Annotated in this window: 19 protein-coding genes, 3 tRNA genes and 1 pseudogene; 17 read left to right on the top strand and 6 right to left on the bottom strand. The window is 71.9% G+C overall.

Translation table 11 applies throughout. The features are described 5' to 3' along the window. Positions 1–5: 5 nt before the first annotated feature. Complete coding sequence (locus tag AB0C96_RS30485) at positions 6–617, top strand: hypothetical protein (protein WP_362921794.1); 612 nt, start codon at positions 6–8, stop codon at positions 615–617. A gap of 9 nt (positions 618–626) precedes the next feature. Beyond that, positions 627–1415 carry a TSUP family transporter gene (locus AB0C96_RS30480; RefSeq protein ID WP_362921792.1) on the top strand — a complete coding sequence of 263 codons (789 nt, stop codon included), beginning with the start codon at positions 627–629 and terminating at the stop codon, positions 1413–1415. A gap of 157 nt (positions 1416–1572) precedes the next feature. Here the strand turns inward: AB0C96_RS30480 and AB0C96_RS30475 are convergent, their stop codons facing one another. Together AB0C96_RS30475 and AB0C96_RS30470 are read right to left on the bottom strand one after the other, a co-directional pair. Continuing rightward, positions 1573–2421, bottom strand: a complete 849-nt coding sequence (locus AB0C96_RS30475; protein ID WP_362921791.1) for a class I SAM-dependent methyltransferase — start codon at positions 2419–2421, stop codon at positions 1573–1575. A gap of 80 nt (positions 2422–2501) precedes the next feature. Continuing rightward, on the bottom strand, positions 2502–2867 hold the full coding sequence (locus AB0C96_RS30470) for a cupin (protein ID WP_362921887.1): 366 nt from the start codon (positions 2865–2867) through the stop codon (positions 2502–2504). Between the two features lie 234 nt (positions 2868–3101). Between AB0C96_RS30470 and cutA the strand changes: the two genes are divergently transcribed. Further along, positions 3102–3467 (top strand): divalent-cation tolerance protein CutA, encoded by a 366-nt coding sequence (cutA, locus tag AB0C96_RS30465; protein WP_362921789.1) that lies wholly within the window; start codon positions 3102–3104, stop codon positions 3465–3467. A gap of 1 nt (position 3468) precedes the next feature. Next, positions 3469–4707: a hypothetical protein gene (locus AB0C96_RS30460; protein WP_362921787.1), complete on the top strand. Its 1239-nt coding sequence runs from the start codon at positions 3469–3471 to the stop codon at positions 4705–4707. 32 nt (positions 4708–4739) lie between these two features. On the opposite strand, the gene AB0C96_RS30455 is transcribed toward AB0C96_RS30460, so the two are convergent. After that, positions 4740–5435: an ElyC/SanA/YdcF family protein gene (locus AB0C96_RS30455; protein ID WP_362921785.1), complete on the bottom strand. Its 696-nt coding sequence runs from the start codon at positions 5433–5435 to the stop codon at positions 4740–4742. A 155-nt stretch (positions 5436–5590) separates the two neighbouring features. On the opposite strand from AB0C96_RS30455, the gene AB0C96_RS30450 reads away from it, so the two are divergent. The 8 genes from AB0C96_RS30450 to AB0C96_RS30415 all read left to right on the top strand — a co-directional run bounded on the left by AB0C96_RS30450 (position 5591) and on the right by AB0C96_RS30415 (position 15502). Beyond that, on the top strand, positions 5591–6106 hold the full coding sequence (locus AB0C96_RS30450) for a gamma-glutamylcyclotransferase family protein (RefSeq protein ID WP_362921784.1): 516 nt from the start codon (positions 5591–5593) through the stop codon (positions 6104–6106). Then, the gene (locus tag AB0C96_RS30445) at positions 6103–7149 is read left to right on the top strand and encodes an adenosine deaminase (RefSeq protein ID WP_362921782.1); all 1047 of its coding nucleotides are present in this window, start codon (positions 6103–6105) and stop codon (positions 7147–7149) included. Before AB0C96_RS30450 ends, AB0C96_RS30445 begins: the two co-directional genes overlap by 4 nt. Positions 7150–7227: 78 nt before the next feature. Next, entirely contained in the window at positions 7228–8106 is an 879-nt protein-coding gene (locus tag AB0C96_RS30440) for a CbiX/SirB N-terminal domain-containing protein (protein ID WP_362921781.1), read from the top strand. Next, positions 8103–9434, top strand: a complete 1332-nt coding sequence (locus AB0C96_RS30435; protein ID WP_362921779.1) for a deoxyguanosinetriphosphate triphosphohydrolase — start codon at positions 8103–8105, stop codon at positions 9432–9434. The genes AB0C96_RS30440 and AB0C96_RS30435 overlap by 4 nt, the downstream gene beginning before the upstream one ends. 233 nt (positions 9435–9667) lie before the next feature. Then, the gene (locus AB0C96_RS30430; protein ID WP_362921777.1) at positions 9668–10981 is read left to right on the top strand and encodes an FAD-dependent oxidoreductase; all 1314 of its coding nucleotides are present in this window, start codon (positions 9668–9670) and stop codon (positions 10979–10981) included. Between the two features lie 9 nt (positions 10982–10990). Beyond that, positions 10991–11992 (top strand): pyridoxal-phosphate dependent enzyme, encoded by a 1002-nt coding sequence (locus tag AB0C96_RS30425; RefSeq protein WP_362921775.1) that lies wholly within the window; start codon positions 10991–10993, stop codon positions 11990–11992. Between the two features lie 70 nt (positions 11993–12062). Continuing rightward, the gene (gene dnaG / locus AB0C96_RS30420; RefSeq protein ID WP_362921773.1) at positions 12063–13985 is read left to right on the top strand and encodes a DNA primase; all 1923 of its coding nucleotides are present in this window, start codon (positions 12063–12065) and stop codon (positions 13983–13985) included. A 161-nt stretch (positions 13986–14146) separates the two neighbouring features. Further along, on the top strand, positions 14147–15502 hold the full coding sequence (locus AB0C96_RS30415) for an RNA polymerase sigma factor (protein ID WP_362921772.1): 1356 nt from the start codon (positions 14147–14149) through the stop codon (positions 15500–15502). A 97-nt stretch (positions 15503–15599) separates the two neighbouring features. Here the strand turns inward: AB0C96_RS30415 and AB0C96_RS30410 are convergent, their stop codons facing one another. Both AB0C96_RS30410 and AB0C96_RS30405 read right to left on the bottom strand, forming a co-directional pair. Further along, positions 15600–17081 (bottom strand): FGGY family carbohydrate kinase, encoded by a 1482-nt coding sequence (locus AB0C96_RS30410; RefSeq protein ID WP_362921771.1) that lies wholly within the window; start codon positions 17079–17081, stop codon positions 15600–15602. A 138-nt stretch (positions 17082–17219) separates the two neighbouring features. Next, entirely contained in the window at positions 17220–17519 is a 300-nt protein-coding gene (locus AB0C96_RS30405; protein WP_362921769.1) for a YtxH domain-containing protein, read from the bottom strand. A 235-nt stretch (positions 17520–17754) separates the two neighbouring features. Between AB0C96_RS30405 and AB0C96_RS30400 the strand changes: the two genes are divergently transcribed. The 5 genes from AB0C96_RS30400 to AB0C96_RS30380 all read left to right on the top strand — a co-directional run bounded on the left by AB0C96_RS30400 (position 17755) and on the right by AB0C96_RS30380 (position 20106). Next, positions 17755–17827: transfer RNA gene (locus AB0C96_RS30400), tRNA-Asn, on the top strand. Between the two features lie 5 nt (positions 17828–17832). Beyond that, positions 17833–17905, top strand: a tRNA-Asn gene (locus AB0C96_RS30395). A gap of 181 nt (positions 17906–18086) precedes the next feature. After that, positions 18087–18163: transfer RNA gene (locus AB0C96_RS30390), tRNA-Ile, on the top strand. Positions 18164–18490: 327 nt separating this feature from the next. Next, positions 18491–19378 carry an alpha/beta hydrolase gene (locus AB0C96_RS30385; protein ID WP_362921767.1) on the top strand — a complete coding sequence of 296 codons (888 nt, stop codon included), beginning with the start codon at positions 18491–18493 and terminating at the stop codon, positions 19376–19378. Positions 19379–19389: 11 nt separating this feature from the next. Then, entirely contained in the window at positions 19390–20106 is a 717-nt protein-coding gene (locus AB0C96_RS30380) for a MerR family transcriptional regulator (RefSeq protein WP_362921765.1), read from the top strand. Between the two features lie 219 nt (positions 20107–20325). On the opposite strand, the pseudogene AB0C96_RS30375 reads toward AB0C96_RS30380, so the two are convergent. Beyond that, a pseudogene (locus tag AB0C96_RS30375) lies at positions 20326–20406 on the bottom strand (IS5/IS1182 family transposase); the annotation flags it as partial. Positions 20407–20779 lie beyond the last annotated feature (373 nt).

The following is a 20779-nucleotide window of genomic DNA, read 5'->3' as shown; positions in this document are numbered from 1 at the left end:
AAGCCATGGCGGAGCATCAATCGATCAACTATGTAAGGGTGGCCGAAGTCCTCACGGAACTCGGCATGATCACTCAGGAGAAGGCGCAAAGCGTCGTAGAGGACTTCGGTGACCTCGCCCACAAGGTACTGAAACCGCACCGTCACATCGCCTATGCCCTGGAGGATTTCGGCGTGGCCGTCAGTATCCACGCTGACGACGTCGACTTCGCCGACGAGGAATACCCGTCGCTCCTGAGGGAGGCCGCAGCCCTCACGGGAGGGAAAGTCACCGTCGACAACTTCCGCTTCGACAGGGACGATCCGGACGACGAGGATTCCGGCCGCGGGGTGCTGTATTTCGACCGCAACGGCAAGGAGCTCTCGTTCGTCATAGAGCAGGAGTCGAATGACTACTTCGATGTGGGCGCGTCTCAGCAGGCCATCGAAGCGCTGAGCCCCGACGACGACCCCCGGTCCTTCCGGTGTGTCGACAACAGCCCCGGCCCCTCCGGCGACGATGTCATGGTTCTGGCCACCGCCGAGCAGCGTGCAGGGCTCCTCCAGCACCTCGGCATCAGGTTCTGCGAACCCTTGTGGGAGCACAATTACCCTGCTGAGGACGCCGGGGGTTCATAAGATCGTCCGGTGCCCCCCGACATATCGCTGATCACTCTGACCCTGCTCTGCCTGGCCGCGCTCGCGGCCGGCTGGATAGACGCCGTGGTGGGCGGCGGCGGACTCCTGCTGCTGCCCGCCCTGTTGGTCGGTCTGCCGCATACGCCGGCCGCCTACGTACTCGGCACCAACAAGTCCACCGCCATCGTCGGCACCACCGCCGCCGCGGTCACCTACGTCCGCAAGGCTCCGATCGACCTCCGCATCGCCTTGCGCATCGGTCTGGCCGCGGCCGCCGGTTCGCTGGCCGGAGCGTTCTTCGCCGCGGGTATCAACAGCGAGGTGCTACGCCCGCTGATCATGGCCGTCCTGCTGGCCGTGCTCGCGTTCATCATCGTCCGTCCCTCCTTCGGGACCGCCCCTGCGCCGTCGGGTCCGGTCACCCGGCAGCGCGTCCTGGCGGCCGTCCTCGTCGCGGGCCTTGGCATCGGCTTCTACGACGGCCTGATCGGCCCCGGCACCGGTGCGTTCCTCGTCATCGCGCTCGCCGCCGTACTGCACATGGACCTGGTCACCTCCTCGGCCACCGCCAAGGTCGTCAATGTCTGCACCAACATCGGCGCGCTGACGATGTTCGCGATCCAGGGCACTGTTTTGTGGCAACTCGGCGGGCTGCTCGCGCTGTTCAACCTCGTCGGTGGGTTCGTCGGTGCCAGGATGGCGCTCAAGCGCGGCGCGGGGTTCGTCCGCGGGGTGCTGGTGGTCGTGGTCGTCGCGCTGCTGTGCAAGCTGGCGTACGACCAGTGGTTGGCGGCCTGATCGACCTGATCGACCTGATCGGTTCGAGCAGTCTGAGCAGTCTGACCGGCCTGGCGCGTGCGGCCCTACGTGTGGAGACCTGCGTCCGGAAGTCCCCCGCCCGGAAGCCCTGCGCCCGGAAGTCCTCCGTTCAGGACGTGCACAGGAAGTGCTGCGTTCAGAACGCGCAGTGGTATATCCGCGCCATGTCCCGCACCGCGGGTATCTTCGCCGCTGCCCGTGCCGACAGCCGGTAGGCCGCCGGAAGCTGCTCGATCCCCGGTATCTCCAGGGCGCTGATGCTCTCGACGATCTTCAGTCGGGGGCTCAGCCGGGCGATGCCTTCGGCGTCCGTGCCCCAGTGCAGTCGCGCCCCGGCCTTCCTCACGACGTGGTTGAGGCGCGCCGCGCGGACGGCGAAGGCGCTGAAGGCGTCGAAGGCCAGCTCGCCCCTCGGGACATGGGCCATCAGCCGTCGCAGCAGGGCCGTACCGTCCTCCTCGGTGAGGTACATCAGCAGGCCCTCGGCCACGATCATCGTCGGCCGGTCCGACGGGATCCGGGCCACCCACGCCGGGTCGGTCACCGACGACGGGATCGTGGTGTACCCCGCACGCTCCGGGAAGAGCTGCCGCCGCACCTCGATGACCTCTGGGTAGTCGACGTCGAACCAGCGCACGCCCGGCCCCGGGTCGAGTCGGTATATCCGGGTGTCGAGGCCGCAGCCCATATGCACCACCGTCGCTTCCTCGTACCGGGCCAGGAAGCGTGCCGTGATGACGTCCAACTGCCGGCCGCGCAGCGCGATTCCGGCCGCGTCGCCGGCGCTCACCCGCATCTTCCGGAAGTCGTAGTGGAAGTCGCGGCGGAGCCGCCGCACGGTGTCGACGGCCATGGTGTCGCCGAGTATTGGCTGCTTCGAGCGGCTGTCGAGCGCGCGGCCGTAGAGCGTGGCGAGAAGGGTCTCCTTCTCCTCGGTCAGATGCAGGTGGTGCACCTCGGTGCCTGGACTGGTCATGCCTCTCATGCCTCAGAGTCTACGCAACATTCAGAAAAATGTGAAGACTCGGAAATTTGCTGTCTCGCGTACGGGCTGGACGCGTGCCGCTACCCCCGCGCCGCCCCGGCCGTCACCACGCCGCGGACCCGTGCCGGCACCTCCGTGACCGCCGTCAGCAGCACCGCCGCGTCCTCCAGGGCCTCCAGCCCGTGCCGCGCATGCGGAATCATGGCCACCTGACCGGCCTTCAGCACCTGGCCACCGCCGGCGCCGGTCAGCCGGATCCGGCCGTGAAGTACTTGCAGACTGGCGGCCGGTGGCGCGTTGTGCTCGTCCAGTGCGGCGCCCCCGATCAGTGCGATCACGGTCTGCCGCAGTGGGCCGTCGTGGAGGAAGAGATGGGCGCTGCGCCCGTGGGCGGAGGCCCTGGCGTCGTCGAGCTGTTGGCGGGTGAGCGCGTTGAGGTCGTCCATGATGCTGGCCTTTCGCATGCGGACGGTGAGCGCGCGACGCGGGCCGCGCCACCGCCTCCGGCGGCTGGGCTCCCTTCCATCGTTACCGTTGCGCGGGCGGATGCAACCGGGGAATTCGGACCGCGGCGTCCGGGTGGCGTGCCGCCACCGGAGCGGCCCGTCACTTACGGATGATCATCACGGTCCGTACGATGCGGGCGTCCATCCGTCCCCCCACACGAAGGATGCGCAACCGTGGCCGACCCCACCGCTCTGAGCGATCCGCCCGGACTCTCCGGACCGCCGGCCGAATTCCTGACCGTCATGACGACCACCGACAGCGAGGAGAAGGCCGAGCGGTTGGCGCGCGGCGCGATCGAGGGCAGGCTCGCCGCCTGCGCCCAGATCAGCTCGCCGGTGACCTCGGTGTACCGCTGGGACGGCGCGGTCGAGACGAGCCGGGAGTGGCAGGTGCTGTTCAAGACGGCGCAGTCGCGCTACGCGGAGCTGGAGCGCTACCTCCTCCAGGCGCACGACTACGACACCCCGGAGATCATCGCCACCCCGATCACCCGCGGCGGCAACGGCTATCTGTCGTGGATCGCAGAGGAGACGAGCTGACGTGGTGCACCACAACGACGACGCGATGCGGGAGACCAGGGGACAGGGCGGCCTCGCCGGGCGCACCAGGCGCCGTTGGGGCAGGGCCGCGACGGCCGCGCTCGGCATGGTGATGTGCCTGGCCACCGCGCCCGCCGGGCACGCCGCGGAGAGTGCCCACGGTCTCGCGTCGGACACCGGCAGCCCCGGCCCCAATTCCAGCTGGAGCAGCCGGGACGCCGCCGCGTACTGGACCGCCAAGCGGATGGCTGCCGCCGCACCGGCCGACGACGGCACCGAGAGCCAGGGCGACGGCGCACCGGCCGAGGACGGCACCCCGGCGCAGGGCGACAGCGCACCGGCCGAGGACGGCACCCCGGCCCAGGACGACACAGCGCCCTCCGACGGCGGCACACCGGACCAGTCCGCCACCACCCCGCCGGACACCGGCACCCCGGACCAGTCCGCCACCCCGCCCGCCGTCGACGCCCCGAGCCCGTCCGCCACCGCCGCGCCCGGGTCCGGCACCCCCACCAAGCACCCGGCCCCGGCGCAACACCCCTCGACGGCCCAACACCCCGCCACCGCGGAGCACTTCGACGGCGTGCCGTCCGTCGGCGTGCTGTTCTCCGTCGACGGGGACGCCCGGGCGCACCACTGCACCGCCAGCGTGGTGCACAGCCCGCACCGCAACCTGATCCTCACCGCCGGGCACTGCCGCATGGGTTCGCGCGCCGCCTTCGTCCCCCAGTACCGGTCCGGGGCGGACTCCCAGCCCTACGGGGTGTGGGCGATCACCAAGACCTTCGCCTACCCCGACCGCGGCACCACCGGCGGCAAGGCCGACCTGGACTTCACCTTCGCCACCGTCGCCCCCTCCGTGGACGGCAAGGCCCTGGAAGAGGTCACCGGCGGCAACATCCTGGCCCCGACGCCCGGTTACGCCAACGACGTCACCGTCATCGGCTACCCCACCGTCCGTCACGACCCGGCCGACCAGGCCGTCCGCTGCACCGCCCGCACCGCCCGGTTGGCCGGCACCAACCAACTGCGCATGGAGTGCGGCGGGTTCTACGGAGGCACCTCGGGCAGCCCCTGGCTGGCCGACTTCGACGAGGAGTCCGGGACCGGCCGGCTCATCGGGCTGATCGCTGGCGTCAACGGCGGCGGCCCCAAGGGCCCGGACAACGACCGGATCTCCTACAGCCCCTACTTCGGAGGGAAGATCCTCAGTCTCTACAGCCGCGCGGCGAAGGGCTGACCGCGCGACCGACACCGGGGTGGCGGGGAGCGCTAACGCAGCGCCTCCGCCACCCCCTTCTCGTGCGGCCCGAGGAAGTGCGGATCGGGCCGCAGCAGCGCGTCCGCCGCCGCCTTCCCGGCCGCGAAGATCTCCCGGACGCCGCCGTACGCCCAGGTCACGTCGTGCCGGGCGGCGACCCCGACGCCGTAGGCGTCGATGCCGGCCGCCGTGCACAGCGCCAGCGCGCGCCGGATGTGGAAGCCCTGGCTGACCAGCACCGCCCGGTCCACACCGAAGATCCGGCGGGCGCGGCTACAGGAGTCCCAGGTGTCGAAACCCGCGTAGTCATTGACGATCTTCCGGGCCGGAACGCCGTGCCGCACCAGATAGGAGCGCATGGCGTCCGGCTCGTCGTAGTCGCGCCGGCTGTTGTCACCGGTGACCAGCACCGCCCGGACCGTGCCCCGGTCGTAGAGCGCGGCCGCCGCGTCCAACCGGTGGGCGAGGTACGGGGACGGTTCGCCGTTCCACAGGCCGGCGCCGAAGACGATGGCCACCGGGGCGGCGGGCGCATCGGCGACCGTGCGCAGGCGTGGGCTCGCGGTGGCGTTCAGCCAGGTCGCGGGCGCCAGCGCGAGCACCGACGCGGCCACCACGACCTGGTAGGCGCGGCGCCGGCCGCGCCGGGTCCGCGGCAGCCGGACGCGGCGCACCCCGCCCCGTATCCGCTTCAGCAGCCCTGGCATCCCCTGCCCCCGTCCCGATCGCATCCGATCGCGCCCGGTCATGTCCGGCCGCGATCGATCTCGCAGGGTGCGACGCCCATCGGCCGATGATGGTTGCAGGGGCACCTGGCATCGTGGCGCACGAGACACCGCGCCCCGGAGAGGACCGCACCGCCATGACCACCGACCCCGAGCGCCCGCCGTTCTTCGTCTACGGCACGCTGCGCCCCGGCGAGGCCAACCACGCCCGGACCCTGCGCGGCCGGACCGCACGCGAGGAGCCGGCCCGGATCCACGGCGCCCTGCTCTACGACGGTCCCGGATACCCGTACGCCGTCGCCGGGCCTCCGGAGGCGGTGGTGCACGGCGCCCTCGTCCAGCCCCGGGACGCCGACTACGACGCGGTGCTGGTGGCGCTGGACCGGCTGGAGGGCTACGCCCCCGGCGACCCGGAGAACGTCTACGAGCGGGTGGTCACCGAGGCCGTGTGCCCGGACGGCCGGACCGTACGGGCCTGGGTCTACCTGGCGGCCGAGCCGCTCGCCGCCCGGCTGCGGGCCACCGGCAACCCCCTCGCGGGCGGCGACTGGCCGGGCGCCGCGCGCGGGGAGCGGGCCCGGCGCCCGGTCGGGCCGGGCGTCGCCGCTACTGTGGACGGCTCCGTCCGTAACGCAGAAGCAGAACAGGTGTGACCCGCGTGGCTCCGTCTCCCGCTCCGTCGTCCCCCGCGACCCCCGGCCCGCTGCCCAAGGCGGAGCTGCACCTGCACATCGAGGGCACCCTCGAACCCGAACTGGCCTTTGCGCTCGCCCAGCGCAACGGCGTCACCCTGCCCTACGCCACCGAGGACGAGCTGCGCCGCGCCTACTCCTTCACGGACCTCCAGTCCTTCCTCAACCTCTACTACGCGCTGATGGCCGTGCTGCGCACCGAGGACGACTTCGCCGACCTCGCGCACGCCTACCTCGCCCGCGCCCGGCAGCAGGGCGTACGGCACGCCGAGATCTTCTTCGACCCCCAGGCGCACACCGCCCGCGGCGTCTCCCTCGGCACCGTCGTCGACGGCCTGAGCCGCGCGCTCGACACCGCCGAGGAGCGCTACGGCATCAGCACCCGCCTGATCATGTGCTTCCTGCGCGACGAGAGCGCCGAGTCCGCCCTGACGACCTTCGAGGCGGCCCGCCCGTACCTGGACCGGATCACCGCCGTCGGCCTGGACTCGGCCGAGGTCGGACACCCGCCGACCAAGTTCCGGGAAGTCTTCGCGCTGGCCCGGGAAGCCGGCCTCAAGTGCGTGGCGCACGCGGGGGAGGAGGGCCCGCCCGCCTACGTGTGGGAGGCCCTGGACGACCTCCACGTGGACCGCATCGACCACGGGGTGCGCTGTATGGAGGACGAGCGGCTGGTGGCCCGCCTCGCCGCCGAGCAGGTGCCGCTCACCGTCTGCCCGCTGTCCAACGTCCGCCTGCGGGTCATCGACGACCTCTCCGCGCACCCGCTGCCCGCGATGCTCGACGCCGGGCTGCTGGTGACCGTCAACTCCGACGACCCCGCCTACTTCGGCGGCTATGCGGACGACAACTTCACCGCCGTACGCGACGCCCTCGGCCTCGACGAGGACACCCTGCGCACCCTCGCCCGCAACTCCTTCCGCGCCGCCTTCCTCGACGAGGCCACCCGCGCGAAGTACCTCGCGGAGATCGACGCGCACCAGGCGGCCGCACAGCACCGGTAGCCGGGCCGGCAGCCGGACGGAACACGGAGTTCCCCCCGGGGAAACGACCCCGCAACGCCCGGCTGCCACGCTCGGGCCATGACGGCGCCGATACCGAACCCACCGTCCGCGTCCCCCGCGCCGCTCGGCGCCGGGGACCTCGCCGCCGAGATCACCACCCAGCTCAGCACGCAGCTCCGCCGGGTCCGCCTGCGCGGCTTCCGGCCCCCGGGGCCGGCCGCCCCCACCCTCGTCGCCGTGGCCCACGGCAGCCGCGACCCCCGCGCCCTGCCCACCATCCGCGCCCTCCTCGACCGGGTCCGCGCGCTCCGCCCCGGACTGCCCGTACGGCTCGGGCACATCGAGCTCAACCGTCCGCTGCTCACCGACACCCTCGGGGAACTGCGCGGAGAGGTCGTGCTCGTACCGCTGCTCTTCGGCCACGGCCACCACGTCACCCACGACCTGCCCGCCGCGCTCGCCGCCGCGCCCCATCTGGCCGGCCGGACCGCCGCGCCCCTCGGGCCGCACCCGCTGCTCGCCGAGGCGCTGCACGGCAGGCTGCTGGAGGCCGGCGCCGCCTCCGGCCGTGGCACCACGGCCGTGATCCTGGCCGCCGCCGGCTCCCGCGCCGCCCGCTCCGCCCGGGACACCGAACAGACCGCGCACCTCCTGTCGGCCCGCCTCGGCGGCCTCCCCGTCGTGCCCGCCTACGCATCGGCCGCCGCTCCGACGGTCACCGAAGCCGCCCGCGCACTGGCCGCCCGCGGCCACCACCGGATCGCCGTCGCCGGCTGCTTCACCGCACCCGGCCGGTTCGCCACCCAGTGCGCCGAGGCCGCCCCCGGGATCGCCGCCGCGCCCCTGGGAGACCACCCCGCCCTGGCCCGTCTGGTACTCCACCGCTACGACCAGGCGCTCCTCACACGTACCGGGTCCGACTCCGAGACCATCAGGGCGGCTACCGTCGCTGTATGACGGGCACATCCCCCTGCACACCATCGGGCAGCGCACCGACCCTCCCCGGCTACACCGCGGCCGACACCGAGCGCTGGGTCCCCGAGCCCGACAAACGGCCCGGGCGCACCGCCTTCCAACGCGACCGCGCCCGGGTACTGCACTCCGCCGCGCTGCGCAGACTGGCCGGCAAGACCCAGGTCGTCACCCCCGGCGCCCACACCCACGCCTGGGACGCCAGCCCGCGCACCCGGCTGACCCACTCCCTGGAGTGCGCTCAGGTCGGCCGGGAACTCGGCGCCGCCCTCGGCTGCGACCCCGACCTGGTCGAGACCGCCTGCCTGGCGCACGACCTCGGCCACCCACCCTTCGGGCACAACGGCGAGCAGGCCCTCAACGACGTCGCGGTGCCCTGCGGCGGATTCGAGGGCAACGCCCAGTCGCTGCGGCTGCTCGCGCGACTGGAGCCCAAGCGGTTCGTGCCCGCCCCGGACGGCTCGACGGTCAGCGTCGGACTGAACCTCTCCCGCGCCGCCCTCGACGCCGCCACCAAGTACCCCTGGCCGCGCGGCGCACACCCCACCGACCCCACCTCCCGGAAGTTCGGGGTCTACGCGGACGACCTGCCGGTGTTCGAGTGGTTCCGGCACGGCACCCCCGACGGGGCGCAGAGCTTCGAGGCGCAGGTCATGGACTGGTCCGACGACGTCGCCTACTCGGTGCACGACGTCGAGGACGGGCTGCACGCCGGACACCTCGACCCCAACCTCCTGCTCGCCGACCCCGAGCGCGCCGAGATCTTCGCGGTCGCCGCGGAGCGCTACGCACCCGGCGCCGGGCCCGAGGAGCTGGCCGCGGCGCTGGACCGCCTCCTGGAGCAGGAGTGGTGGCCGCACGGCTACGACGGCTCCGCGGTCGCCCAGGCCCGCCTCAAGGACGCCACCAGCCAGCTGATCGGCCGGTTCTGCCTGGCGGCCGAGGGCGCGACCCGGGCCCGCTGGGGCGGCGGGCGGCTCACCCGCTACCGGGCGCAGCTCGTGGTTCCGGCCGAAACACGGCTGGAATGCGCCGTTTTGAAAGCCGTCGCCGACCGGTACGTCATGCAGCGCCCCGACCAGGAAGCGCTCCGCGCCGACCAGCGCATCGTCATCGCCGAGCTGGCCGAGGCGCTGCTCGCCCGCGCCCCCGACGGCCTTGACCCCCAGTTCCGTTCGCTCTTCGACGCCGCCCCCGACGACACCGCCCGCATGCGCGCCGTCATCGACCAGATCGCGGCCCTGACGGACACCTCGGCCCGCTCCCTGCACGCCCGTCTCACCCGACGCCCTGGTAGCGCCACGGTCAACTGAGGGTGACCCTAGGGGGGAAGCCCCTCTTCCCCCCTCACCCTCCGTGCGGGACGCTCGAAGCCGACCGTTTCCTAACGGGGAACCGCTACGACACCGAACGGGAACCCCGACGGCCACGCACACATCTACGGAGGAAGGACACCGGGGAAACATCGGGGGCACAGCGGGGGGTACACCAGGGGCGCGTACGGCCGCGGACGCGGACGTACGGCACCGCAACGAGGAGGAAGCAAGTGGTCGACGCACACCAGACGTTCGTCATCGTCGGGGGTGGCCTGGCCGGAGCGAAGGCCGCGGAGACGCTCCGCTCGGAGGGCTTCACCGGACGGGTGATCCTCATCTGCGACGAGCGCGACCACCCCTACGAGCGCCCCCCGCTGTCCAAGGGGTACCTGCTCGGCAAGGAGGAGCGCGACAGCGTCTTCATCCACGAACCCGCCTGGTACGCCAAGGCACAGATCGAACTCCACCTGGGCCAGCCCGCCGTCCACCTGGACCCCACGGCCAAGACCGTGCGCCTCGGGGACGGCACCCTCATCGTCTACGACAAGCTGCTGCTGGCCACCGGCGCCGAACCGCGCCGCCTGGACATCCCCGGCACCGGCCTGGCCGGCGTGCACCACCTGCGCCGCCTCGCCCACGCCGAACGGCTCCGCGGCGTCCTGGCCTCCCTCGGCCGGCAGAACTCGGCAGCCGCGGACACCGAAGAGGGCCGGCGCCAGGCGCAGCGGAACGGGCGACTCGTCATCGCCGGCGCCGGCTGGATCGGCCTCGAAGTCGCCGCCGCCGCACGCTCCTACGGCGCCGAGGTCACCATCATCCAACCCGCCCCGACCCCGCTGCACGGCGTCCTCGGCCCCGAACTCGGCGGCCTCTTCGCCGACCTCCACCGCGACCACGGCGTCCGCTTCCACTTCGGCGCCCGCCTCACCGAAATCGTCGGCCAGGACGGCATGGTGCTCGCGGTACGCACCGACGACGGCGAGGAACACCCCGCCCACGACGTGCTCGCCGCGATCGGCGCCGCCCCGCGCACCGCCCTCGCCGAACAGGCCGGGCTCGACCTCGTCGACCGCAGCGCCGGTGGCGGCATCGCGGTGGACGCCGCGCTCCGCACCTCCGACCCGTACATCTACGCCGCCGGCGACGTCGCCGCCGCCGACCACCCCCTGCTGGACACCCGCCTGCGCGTCGAACACTGGGCCAACGCCCTCAACAGCGGCCCGGCCGCCGCCCGCGCCATGCTCGGCCAGGACGTCAGCTACGACCGCATCCCGTACTTCTTCTCCGACCAGTACGACCTCGGCATGGAGTACTCCGGCTACGCCCCGCCCGGCTCGTACGCGCAGGTCGTCTACCGCGGCGACGTCGCCAGGCGGGAGTTCATCGCCTTCTGGCTCGCCGCCGACGGCCGGCTGCTCGCCGGGATGAACGTCAACGTCTGGGACGTCGCCGACACCGTCCAGCGCCTCATCCGCTCCGGCCACCCGCTCGACCCCCACGTTCTGGCCGATCCGGACGTTCCGCTCGCCTCGCTGCTCCCGTAGCGTGCGCCCATGACGCACCGCCCCACCGGCCCCGTCCACCCCGGCCGTGACGTCCCGGAACCCGTCACCCTCGACGACATCCGGGACGCCGCCCGGCGGCTGGCGGGCGTCGCCCACCGCACGCCCGTGCTGCGCTCCCGCACCCTCGACGCCCTGGTCGGCGCCGAGGTCCACCTCAAGTGCGAGAACTTCCAGCGGGTCGGCGCGTTCAAGTTCCGTGGCGCCTACAACGCCGTCTCCCGGCTCTCACCCGAGCAGCTGGCCCGTGGCGTCGCCGCGTACTCCTCCGGCAACCACGCCCAGGCCGTCGCCCTCGCCGCCCGCGAGCTGGGCAGCCACGCCGTCATCGTGATGCCCGAGGACTCCCCGAAGTCCAAGGCCGACGCCACCGCCGGATACGGCGCCGAGATCGTCCGCTACGACCGCTACACCGCCGACCGCGCCGCCCTCGCCCGCCGGCTCGCCGAGGAACGCGGCCTCACCCTCATCCCGCCCTACGACCATCCGCACATCATCGCCGGCCAGGGCACCGCCGCCCTGGAACTGATCGAGGAGACCGGACGGCTCGACGCGCTGCTCGCCCCCCTCGGCGGCGGCGGACTGATGGCCGGCTCGGCCACCGCCGCCACCGCCCTGGCCCCCGGCATCCGCATGATCGGCGTCGAACCGGAAGCCGGCGACGACACCCTGCGCTCCCTGGCCGCCGGCCACCCCGTCACCATCCCCGTGCCCCGCACCATCGCCGACGGCCAGGCCGTCGACACCCCCGGCGCCCTGACCTTCGCCATCAACCGGCACCTCCTCGACTCGGTGGCCCTGGTCAGCGACGACGAGATCCGCGCCGCCATGGCGTTCGCCTTCGAACGCCTCAAGATCGTCACCGAACCCAGTGGCGCCAGCGCCCTCGCCGCCCTCCTCGCCGGCCGCATCGCCCCCGTCCCACCCCGCATCGGCGTGATCGTCTCCGGCGGCAACATCGGCCTCGACCGCTTCCTGGACGTCATGCGGTGACCTGCGGCGACGGGGCGGCCACCGCGGGCGGTGGACCAGGAGTGTCCGACCCCCACCGTAGAATTCACCCGTGGCAGGCAGGATCAACGATGACGATGTGAAGGCGGTGCGGGACGCGGTCCCGATCGACGCCGTCGTGTCCGAGTACCTCCAGCTCCGCAACGCCGGCGGCGGCAACCTCAAGGGCCTGTGCCCCTTCCACGACGAGAAGTCCCCGTCCTTCCACGTCAGCCCCAGCAAAGGCCTCTACCACTGCTTCGGCTGCCAGGAGGGCGGCGACACCGTCGACTTCATCATGAAGCTCGACCACCTCTCCTTCGCCGAGACCATCGAGCGGCTCGCCGCCCAGGCCGGCATCACCCTGCGCTACGAAGAAGGCGGCTACACCCCCGGCCGCCAGCAGGGCGAGCGCACCCGCCTGGTGGAGGCCCACAAGGTCGCCGCCCAGTTCTACGCCGAGCAGCTCGACGGTGCCGAGGCCGAGATCGGCCGGAAGTTCCTCGCCGAGCGCGGCTTCGACCAGGCCGCCGCCCAGCACTTCGGCGTCGGCTACAGCCCCGCCGGCTGGGACCACCTCACCCGCTTCCTGCGCGGCCGGGGCTTCACCGACAAGGAACTGATCGTCTCCGGCCTCTCCCAGGACAGCCGCAGCGGCAAGCCCATCGACCGCTTCCGCGGCCGCCTGATGTGGCCCATCCGCGACATCGCCGGCGAGGTCGTCGGCTTCGGCGCCCGCAAGCTCCGCGACGACGACAACGGCCCCAAGTACCTCAACACCCCCGAGACCCCGATCTACCGCAAGTCCCAGGTCCTCTACGGCATCGACCTCGCCAAGAAGGACATCGCCAAGGGCAACCGCGCGGTGGTCGTCGAGGGCTACACCGACGTGATGGCCTGCCACCTCGCCGGCGTCACCACCGCCATCGCCACCTGCGGCACGTCCTTCGGCGAGGGCCACATCAAGATCCTCCGGCGCCTGCTGATGGACAACTCCGGCTCCGAGGTCGTCTTCACCTTCGACGGCGACGCCGCGGGCCAGAAGGCCGCCCTGCGCGCCTTCGAGGACGACCAGAAGTTCGCCGCCCAGACCTCCATCGCCATCACTCCCGGCGGAATGGACCCCTGCGACCTGCGGCTCGCCAAGGGCGAACAGGCCGTCGCCGACCTCGTCGACTCCCGCACACCGCTCTTCGAGTTCGCGCTGCGCCACGTCGTCTCCCGGCACAACCTGGACACCGCCGTGGGGCGGGCCGCCGCCCTGGACGAGGCCGCCCCCATCGTCGCCAACATCAAGAACAGCTCCATCCAGCACGAGTCCGCCGTCCAGCTCGCCGGCATGCTCGGCATCCTCGACACCCAGTTCGTCGTCAAGCGGGTCGCCCAGCTCGCCCGCTGGGCCCGCGAACGCGGCCGCGACACCACCGGCCCCGCCCAGGGTCGCCCGCAGCACCGTGCCCCGGCCCCCGCACCCGAGCAGGCCCGCTCCGCCCCCGGCCCGCGCGGCCCCGCCCTCAACCTCCGCAGCCCCGCCCACCGCGTCGAACGCGAGCTCCTCAAACTCGCCCTCCAGCGCCCCGACCTGGTCTCCCCGACCTTCGACGCCTACGGGGCCGACGAGTTCACCGCACCGCCCTACGCCGTGGTCCGTCAGTGCATCGAGGAGGCCGGCGGCACCACGGCCGGCGCCACCGACGGCGACTACGTCACCAGGGTCCGCGAGGTCGCCCCCGACGACACCGTCCGCGCCATGATCACCGAGCTCGCCGTGGAGCCCCTGCACACCCGCCGCGACCCCGACGAGGCCTACGCCGGCGTCCAGTTGGTCGCCGTCCGCCTCGCCGCCGTCAACCAACGCGTCACGGAGATCCGCGGCACCCTCCAGCGCCTCGGCCCCCGCGCCGACCCCGACCAACTCGCCGCCGTGCAGAACGAACTCTGGGTCCTCCAGCAGTACGGCCAGTCCCTCCGCGAACGGGGCTACGCGGCGTTGTAGCGGGCCGCTCGGGCCGGGGCGAGCCCCCATCCGACCCGACCGACGCCCCGCCCTGGCCACCCCGGAACACCCCGCGGTAGCCGTCCGGTAACGGACCGGACTCAAAAAGTGGTCGCACGCCCCTCGTGGCGGCAGTGTGTCGTACTCCACACTGAGAAGCGGTGCCTGAGTCCTCGGAGCGCGGCGGATCCGGTCGTACGTCACCGGAAACCCCCGCGGAACCGCTCTTGACGTACGGGACGGACGGCGGCTCGGCCGCAGCCGTACCCGGCCCTTCTGCCGCCTCAGCAGCGATCACCCTGGAGGTCGCCCCCGTGCAGACCCGGACCCTCGCCGACGCGCCGGCCGCCACCCCACCGGCCACGGAGCAGGTCGCACAGCCCGTCACACAGCCGCTCAGCAGGCCGCTCCTCGATCCGGCCGTCGAACCGGTCACCGTGCCGCAGCAGGCCGAACCGCCGGCCGCCGAGATGCTCCGGGACGACATCTCCCCGGGGGCGGAGCCGGGACCGGACACACCGTCCGAACCGGACACACAGCCGGAAGCGGGGCCCGATCCGGAACCCGGGCCCGGACCCGAGCCGCCACCCCGCGCCGAGCCCGGCGGCCCGTCCTCCGACCTCTTCCGCCAGTACCTCCGCGAGATCGGCCGGATCCCGCTGCTCACGGCCGCCGAGGAGGTCGAGCTCGCCCGCCGCGTCGAGGCCGGTCTCTTCGCCGAGGAGAAGCTCACCAACACCCCCGACCTCTCCTCCCAACTCGCCTACGACCTCGACAAGTTGGTGGTCCTCGGCCGGATGGCCAAGCGCCGGCTGATCGAGGCCAACCTGCGCCTGGTGGTCTCCGTTGCCAAGCGCTACGTCGGCCGCGGACTGACGATGCTCGACCTCGTCCAGGAGGGAAACCTCGGACTGATCCGCGCCGTCGAGAAGTTCGACTACGCCCGCGGCTACAAGTTCTCCACCTACGCCACCTGGTGGATCCGCCAGGCGATGTCCCGCGCCCTCGCCGACCAGGCCAGAACCATCCGCGTCCCGGTCCACGTCGTCGAGCTGATCAACCGCGTGGTGCGCGTCCAGCGCCGGATGCTCCAGGAGCGCGGCTACGAACCCACCCCCGAGGAAGTCGCCGCCCACCTCGACCTCACCGAGGAACGCGTCAGCGAGGTGCTGCGGCTCGCCCAGGAACCCGTCTCGCTGCACGCCCCCGTCGGCGAGGAGGAGGACGTCGCCCTCGGCGACCTCATCGAGGACGGCGACGCCGCCTCACCCGTCGAATCCGCCGCGTTCCTGCTGCTCCGCGAGCACCTCGACGCGGTCCTGTCCACCCTCGGCGAACGCGAACGCAAGGTCGTCCAGCTCCGCTACGGGCTCGCCGACGGCCGCCCCCGCACCCTGGAGGAGATCGGCCGGATCTTCGGCGTCACCCGCGAACGGATACGGCAGATCGAGTCCAAGACCCTGAACAAGCTGCGCGACCACGCCTTCGCCGACCAGCTCCGCGGCTACCTGGACTGACCCCGGTACCCGGATGTGCCCGGACCGAACCGGGCCGGAGCCCGCCACACCGCACGCCACGGCCCCGCACCGACGCGCCGTGCGGGCCTGGCGTACCTCACGCCTCCCGCAGGAAAGCCCCCGGATGGGCCTCGTCGCGCACCGCCACGTACTGCTGGCGCACGGCCTGGCCGACCGACAGCTCCTCACCCGGCTCGAAGACCTGGCTCGCGGCGGCCGGCCACTGCGGCGGGTCGACCCAGGCGGCCCCGCCACCGGGCCCGGCCTCCATCCCGGCTGCCGGCTTGAGCGTGCCGTGCGCCACCCCCCACGCCCAGGCCGCCTGCCGCGCCGCCCCCAGCGCCGCGTACTCCGCCGGCTGCGGCACCACGACCTGCACCCCGAACAGCCCCGGCGCGATCGCCTGCACCGCGCCCAGCTCCGCCGCCGCGCCGAGCAGGAAGACCCGGCGCACCGCCACGCCCCGCCCGCGCAGGACGTCCAGCGCATCCGCGAGCCCGCAGAGCATGCCCTCCACGGCCGCCCGCGCCATGTGCTCCGGCTTCATGCTCTCCCGCCGCATCCCGTGCAACGACCCCGCCGTGTGCGGCAGATGAGGCGTCCGCTCGCCCTCCAGATAGGGCAGCAGCACCATGCCGTACGCGCCGGGAGACGAGGCCAGCGCCAGCTCGGACAGCCCCTCCAGGTCCGTGCCCAGCATCTCCGCCGCCCCGCGCAGCACCCGCACCGCATTGTTGGTGTGCACCACCGGCAGATGCCGTCCGGTCGCGTCCGCGAACGAGGTGATCGTGCCGCTCGGGTCGACCAGCGCCTCGTGATGGATCCCGAACACCGACCCCGAGGCGCCCAGCGACACCACGGCGTCACCCTCCCCGACGCCCAGCCCGAACGCGGCCGCCATCGTCTCGCCGGTACCGGCGGAGATCAACAGCCCCTCCGGCGTGAATCCGGCGGTCCCCGACGGCCCCAGCACCTCCGGCAACCGCACCTGATGGCCCAGCGCCAGCTCCACCAGATCCGGCCGGTACGACGCGCTCGCCGCCGACCAGAAACCGGTGCCCGAGGCCGCGCCCCGGTCCGTGGTCCGCCGCGCCGGCCGCCCCAGCAGCTGCCACACCAGCCAGTCGTGCGGCTGCATGACCTCCGTGATCCGCGCCGCGTTCGCCGGCTCCGTACGTGCCAGCCAGCGCAGCTTGGTCACCGGGTGCGCCGCCTGCGGCACCGCCCCCACGGCCTGCGCCCATGCGCTCCGCCCACCCAGCGAGTCCAGCAGGTCCGCGGCCGCGCTCTGGGCCCGCTTGTCATTGCCCAGCAGCGCCGGACGTACGAGATTGCCCTCCGCGTCCAACGTCAGCAGCCCGTGCTGCTGCGCCGAGACACCGATGGCCTGCACGCCCTCCAGCAGCCCGTTGCCGGCCGCCTCGCCGAGCGACATCAGCCACGCCTGCGGATCGGCCTCGGGCCCCTTCTCGACGGGGTGCGGTGCGTACCCCTGCCTGATGACGGCACCCGTGTCCGCATCGCAGACGACGATCCGTGTGCTCTCGGACGAACTGTCCAATCCGGCGACTATCCCCATGGACCCAGATGATGCCCCATGGGGCGCATAAGGAAAGAGTCAGGGTTTGCCCGGACCGGACCGGACGCCCCGCCGCGCCGCCCCCTGGGGCCCCACCCGCACCACGCGCCCGTGGCGCCCGACGCTCCACCCTCCGGGTCACGTATTACTGGTGCCCCAGTCGTTCTCGTCGCCCTCGCGCTGCTCGCGCAGCGAGCGGATCCGTTCGCCGACGGAGGCCGGCAGACGGTCCCCGACCTTGGCCGACACCGTCCCGTACGCCTTCGACGCCATATCGCGCCCGGTCAGCGCCACGGACTCGGCACTGTTGCGGACCGCCGGATTCTGCGCGACCCGCCGGGCGGCCTTGCAGAGCTGCTCGTACCGCTCCCGGCCGGCCCGTGCGCCGAGCACGTACCCCGTGGCCAGTCCCGCGATGAACGTGAGCCGGTAGCGCATCGCTCCACCTCTCCCTCTGGTCCCGTCTGGTCCCTGTGGTCCCGTCTGGTGCCCCTGCGCACCGGAACGCCGGGCGGTGCCGCACGCCTACCCTCCGGGGCCGGAGATCACCCGAGGTGACCTGAGGCGATACCGATTGGCGGAGCACCCCCCTGCTTGCGCTAATGTATGTGTCGCAGCGAGCGCGCGCCGTCCGGAAGCCCGGACGACGGTGCATTCGAGGCACACGGAGCAATCCCCTGTAGCTCAATTGGCAGAGCAGCCGGCTGTTAACCGGCAGGTTACTGGTTCGAGTCCAGTCGGGGGAGCGCAATCCCCTGTAGCTCAATTGGCAGAGCATTCGGCTGTTAACCGGAGGGTTACTGGTTCGAGTCCAGTCGGGGGAGCAGAGAGGAAGAGGACCCCGCGAGGGGTCCTTTTTCGTGCGCGGAGGAACCGAAACCCGGGTGATCGAAGTCCTCTTGGGCAGGCAACGTCGTACGACGGCGACCCTCACGGGCAGCAGATCGTATGAGCGGCTATGCTGCGGCAGACGGCGCGCACAAATGTGCGCGACGCGCCGTGGAGGGGGCGGTAGCTCAGCCGGTTAGAGCAGCGGACTCATAATCCGTCGGCCGTGGGTTCGAGTCCCACCCGCCCCACCACCCGGCAGGCTGGAACAAGGGTTCTACCCTGCGGCAATGTGAGACCGAGGGTCGCCATGATCACCGTGGTGGCCCTCGTTTCGACTGTTTCGCCGTCCAAGGGGCCCACTCAGGGGCCCGTGCGTGGGCGAAGTGTGATGCATGGCCGAGAGCGGCTGGGGGCTCCGCACCTGCTGGACAAGCGGCCACTGGGCTCGTCAAAGCCGTCGTCGCCCACGGACGCGTTGCGTCCTCTGGCCGAGCCGTCGGCCGGCCGGCCTGGCGCGCGGCATCGGGGTGTACGGGCGGCTTGACCTTGCCCCTGCGTCAGGGTTGGACCCTCGCTCCATGAACACCACCACACGCCCTGCGCGTCAGGCCCCGCTGGGGCGCTTCTACGACATCAACGGACGGAGCCTTCTCTTTCACCGCTCGGGCATTGGCGGCCCGGCCGTGGTCTTCCTGCCCGGTGCCAGCGCGGTCGGCCTGGATCACCTCAACATCCACGACAGGGTCAGCCAATTCACCACCTCCGTGCTCTACGACCGGGGCGGCACGGGATGGAGCGACCCCGCCGATCTGCCGCGCACCCTGGCCGAGGTCGCCGTCGAACTGAGGGAACTGCTGCGGGCCGCAGATGTGCCGGCCCCCTATGTGCTGGTCGCGCACTCCCTCGGCTGTGCCTACGCTCGCCGCTTTGTGCAGCTGTTCCCCGAGGAGGTGGCGGGCGTGGTGTACCTCGACGGCATCGTCGAGGACTGGGAGACCTTCATGCCGCAGCTGCGCCCCCAAAAGGTCCCGGGCACGGCGGCACTGCGGCTGATCTGCCTGCTGTCGCGGGGCACGTACCGGCGGATGTTCGCGTCGTGGCCACGCGAGATACGCGAGCTTCTGGTCGCGCACCACCTCACCGTGGCGGCACAGCGGACAGGTGCGTGGGAGCGCAGCAACCAGCCGGAATGGCTCGACGAGCTCAAGGCCGGCGGCCCCGTGCCCGATACGCCGCTGATCGCGCTGACCGCAATGGGCGTCGATCCCGGCCTGCGTCTGATCATGTCCCCGAAGAAGCTGCGACAGCTGTACGCGGGCAAGCAGCGGCTCTACGACGCCCTCGCCGCCTCGGTGTCGCACGGCGAACACCGCATTCTGAGCGCAGCCCGCCACAGTACGATCACCACGGACTGCCCGGACGCCGTCGCCCAGGCCGTCCGCGATCTGTGGCAGCGGGTGTGTTGAAAGGAGCGCCGATGCTCACCATCGGCCAGCTGGCGGCCCGCGCCGGGGTCACGGTGCGGGCCGTGCGCCACTACCACCAACGCGGTCTGCTCGCCGAACCCGAACGCGACGCCTCCGGCTACCGGCGCTATGACGCCCAGGCCGTGGTGGAGTTGATCCGCATCAAGACCCTGGCTGACGCCGGTGTGCCCCTGGCCCGCATCGACGAACTCCTCGCCGCCCGGCCCGAGGAATTCGCCGAGGCCGTCACCGACATCGACCAGGCCCTGACGCGGAAGATCTGCGAGCTCACCCGCCATCGCCGCCGTATCGCCGAACTGGCCGCGGGAGACCGTCTCTTCCTGCCGTCCGAGGTCACCGAAATCCTCGACCGGATGCGCACCTTCGGCGTCAGTGAGCGGATGGTGCGCCTCGAACGCGACTGCTGGATCATGCTGGTGGCGCTGGCACCGGAATCAGTGCCGGAGTGGGTTGCGGGGAAGGAAAAGGCGCTCGCCGACCCGGAGTTCCGGCGTCTCTATCTGGCCTGCGACGAGGCGATGAACTGGGAACCCGACGACCCGAGGCTGCCCGACCTTGCCACCGCGATAGCGACTTGGACCGCGCAGCGGCCAGATCACCGACAGCCCGGCGCGGGGACGCTCTCCCTGATGAACGCCAACGTCACCGCCGCTTCACCTGCGTGGCGACGACTGATGGTGCTGCTCTCCCAGACCCGCCAGGATTGATCCGCCGGGGTGGTGTGCCGGCGCCGCGGAGCCTGGCTGCGGATACGTCAGGTGCCAGGCGACCGGCCGGCCAACGGCAGGCAGTCACAGCTACTCGTTGCTGGCTGCAACCAGCACGGTCGCTTGATGGCGGACCGCGAGCTTCTGTTCGAAGATCCGCTTCCGGACGCCGTCCCGCTGCCAGCGTCGGAACAGGTCCCCGGTCCTCCTGCGGTAGATCCATGGTCGGCCCTTGCGTACTGGGTCCGCACCGCTCCGCCGCAGCGTGGTCACCAGCTTGCTGAACTGACGCGGGCTCAGACCTGCGAACGGTGCATTCCAGGACGGCTACGAGATCGCGTTGACTACCTGGAGAACAACCGGTCGGCGTTTCTCGAGACGGCCCCTGCGGTCATGGGGTAGCCCAGCGCAGAGCTCCGAAGATCTTTCACGGGACAGCCCTCAGCTTGGCTAGAGCCTGTTTGCGAGCTCGGTGCGCATTCTCGGCGCAGAGGTGACCACAAACAGGCTCTAGCGGGAAGCTGGTGTCACGACCGGCGGCTACGCTATAAGCGCCGGATCTTGCGTTCTTCGGCGGTTACTGAGATTGAACTCGTGGTGTCGTAGGGACTGACAGGTCGTGGCTTCCTGCGATATCACCGGGGCATGCGGTATCCACAGGGCGGCGGGCTGA

The organism is Streptomyces sp. NPDC048506 (genome assembly GCF_040651315.1).
GTDB lineage: Bacteria > Actinomycetota > Actinomycetes > Streptomycetales > Streptomycetaceae > Streptomyces.
Note: the sequence above shows the minus strand (reverse complement) of the source record. Positions and strands in the feature narration are given on the sequence as shown.

What these genes read in the sequence shown, in the direction of transcription:
- AB0C96_RS30485 (WP_362921794.1), top strand. Translation starts at nt 6, where the DNA reads ATGGCGGAGCATCAATCGATCAACTATGTAAGGGTGGCCGAAGTCCTC.
- AB0C96_RS30475 (WP_362921791.1), bottom strand. Translation starts at nt 2,421, where the DNA reads ATGAGAGGCATGACCAGTCCAGGCACCGAGGTGCACCACCTGCATCTG.
- AB0C96_RS30470 (WP_362921887.1), bottom strand. Translation starts at nt 2,867, where the DNA reads ATGGACGACCTCAACGCGCTCACCCGCCAACAGCTCGACGACGCCAGG.
- AB0C96_RS30455 (WP_362921785.1), bottom strand. Translation starts at nt 5,435, where the DNA reads ATGCCAGGGCTGCTGAAGCGGATACGGGGCGGGGTGCGCCGCGTCCGG.
- AB0C96_RS30450 (WP_362921784.1), top strand. Translation starts at nt 5,591, where the DNA reads ATGACCACCGACCCCGAGCGCCCGCCGTTCTTCGTCTACGGCACGCTG.
- AB0C96_RS30440 (WP_362921781.1), top strand. Translation starts at nt 7,228, where the DNA reads ATGACGGCGCCGATACCGAACCCACCGTCCGCGTCCCCCGCGCCGCTC.
- AB0C96_RS30435 (WP_362921779.1), top strand. Translation starts at nt 8,103, where the DNA reads ATGACGGGCACATCCCCCTGCACACCATCGGGCAGCGCACCGACCCTC.
- AB0C96_RS30425 (WP_362921775.1), top strand. Translation starts at nt 10,991, where the DNA reads ATGACGCACCGCCCCACCGGCCCCGTCCACCCCGGCCGTGACGTCCCG.
- AB0C96_RS30410 (WP_362921771.1), bottom strand. Translation starts at nt 17,081, where the DNA reads ATGGGGATAGTCGCCGGATTGGACAGTTCGTCCGAGAGCACACGGATC.
- AB0C96_RS30405 (WP_362921769.1), bottom strand. Translation starts at nt 17,519, where the DNA reads ATGCGCTACCGGCTCACGTTCATCGCGGGACTGGCCACGGGGTACGTG.
- AB0C96_RS30385 (WP_362921767.1), top strand. Translation starts at nt 18,491, where the DNA reads ATGAACACCACCACACGCCCTGCGCGTCAGGCCCCGCTGGGGCGCTTC.
- AB0C96_RS30380 (WP_362921765.1), top strand. Translation starts at nt 19,390, where the DNA reads ATGCTCACCATCGGCCAGCTGGCGGCCCGCGCCGGGGTCACGGTGCGG.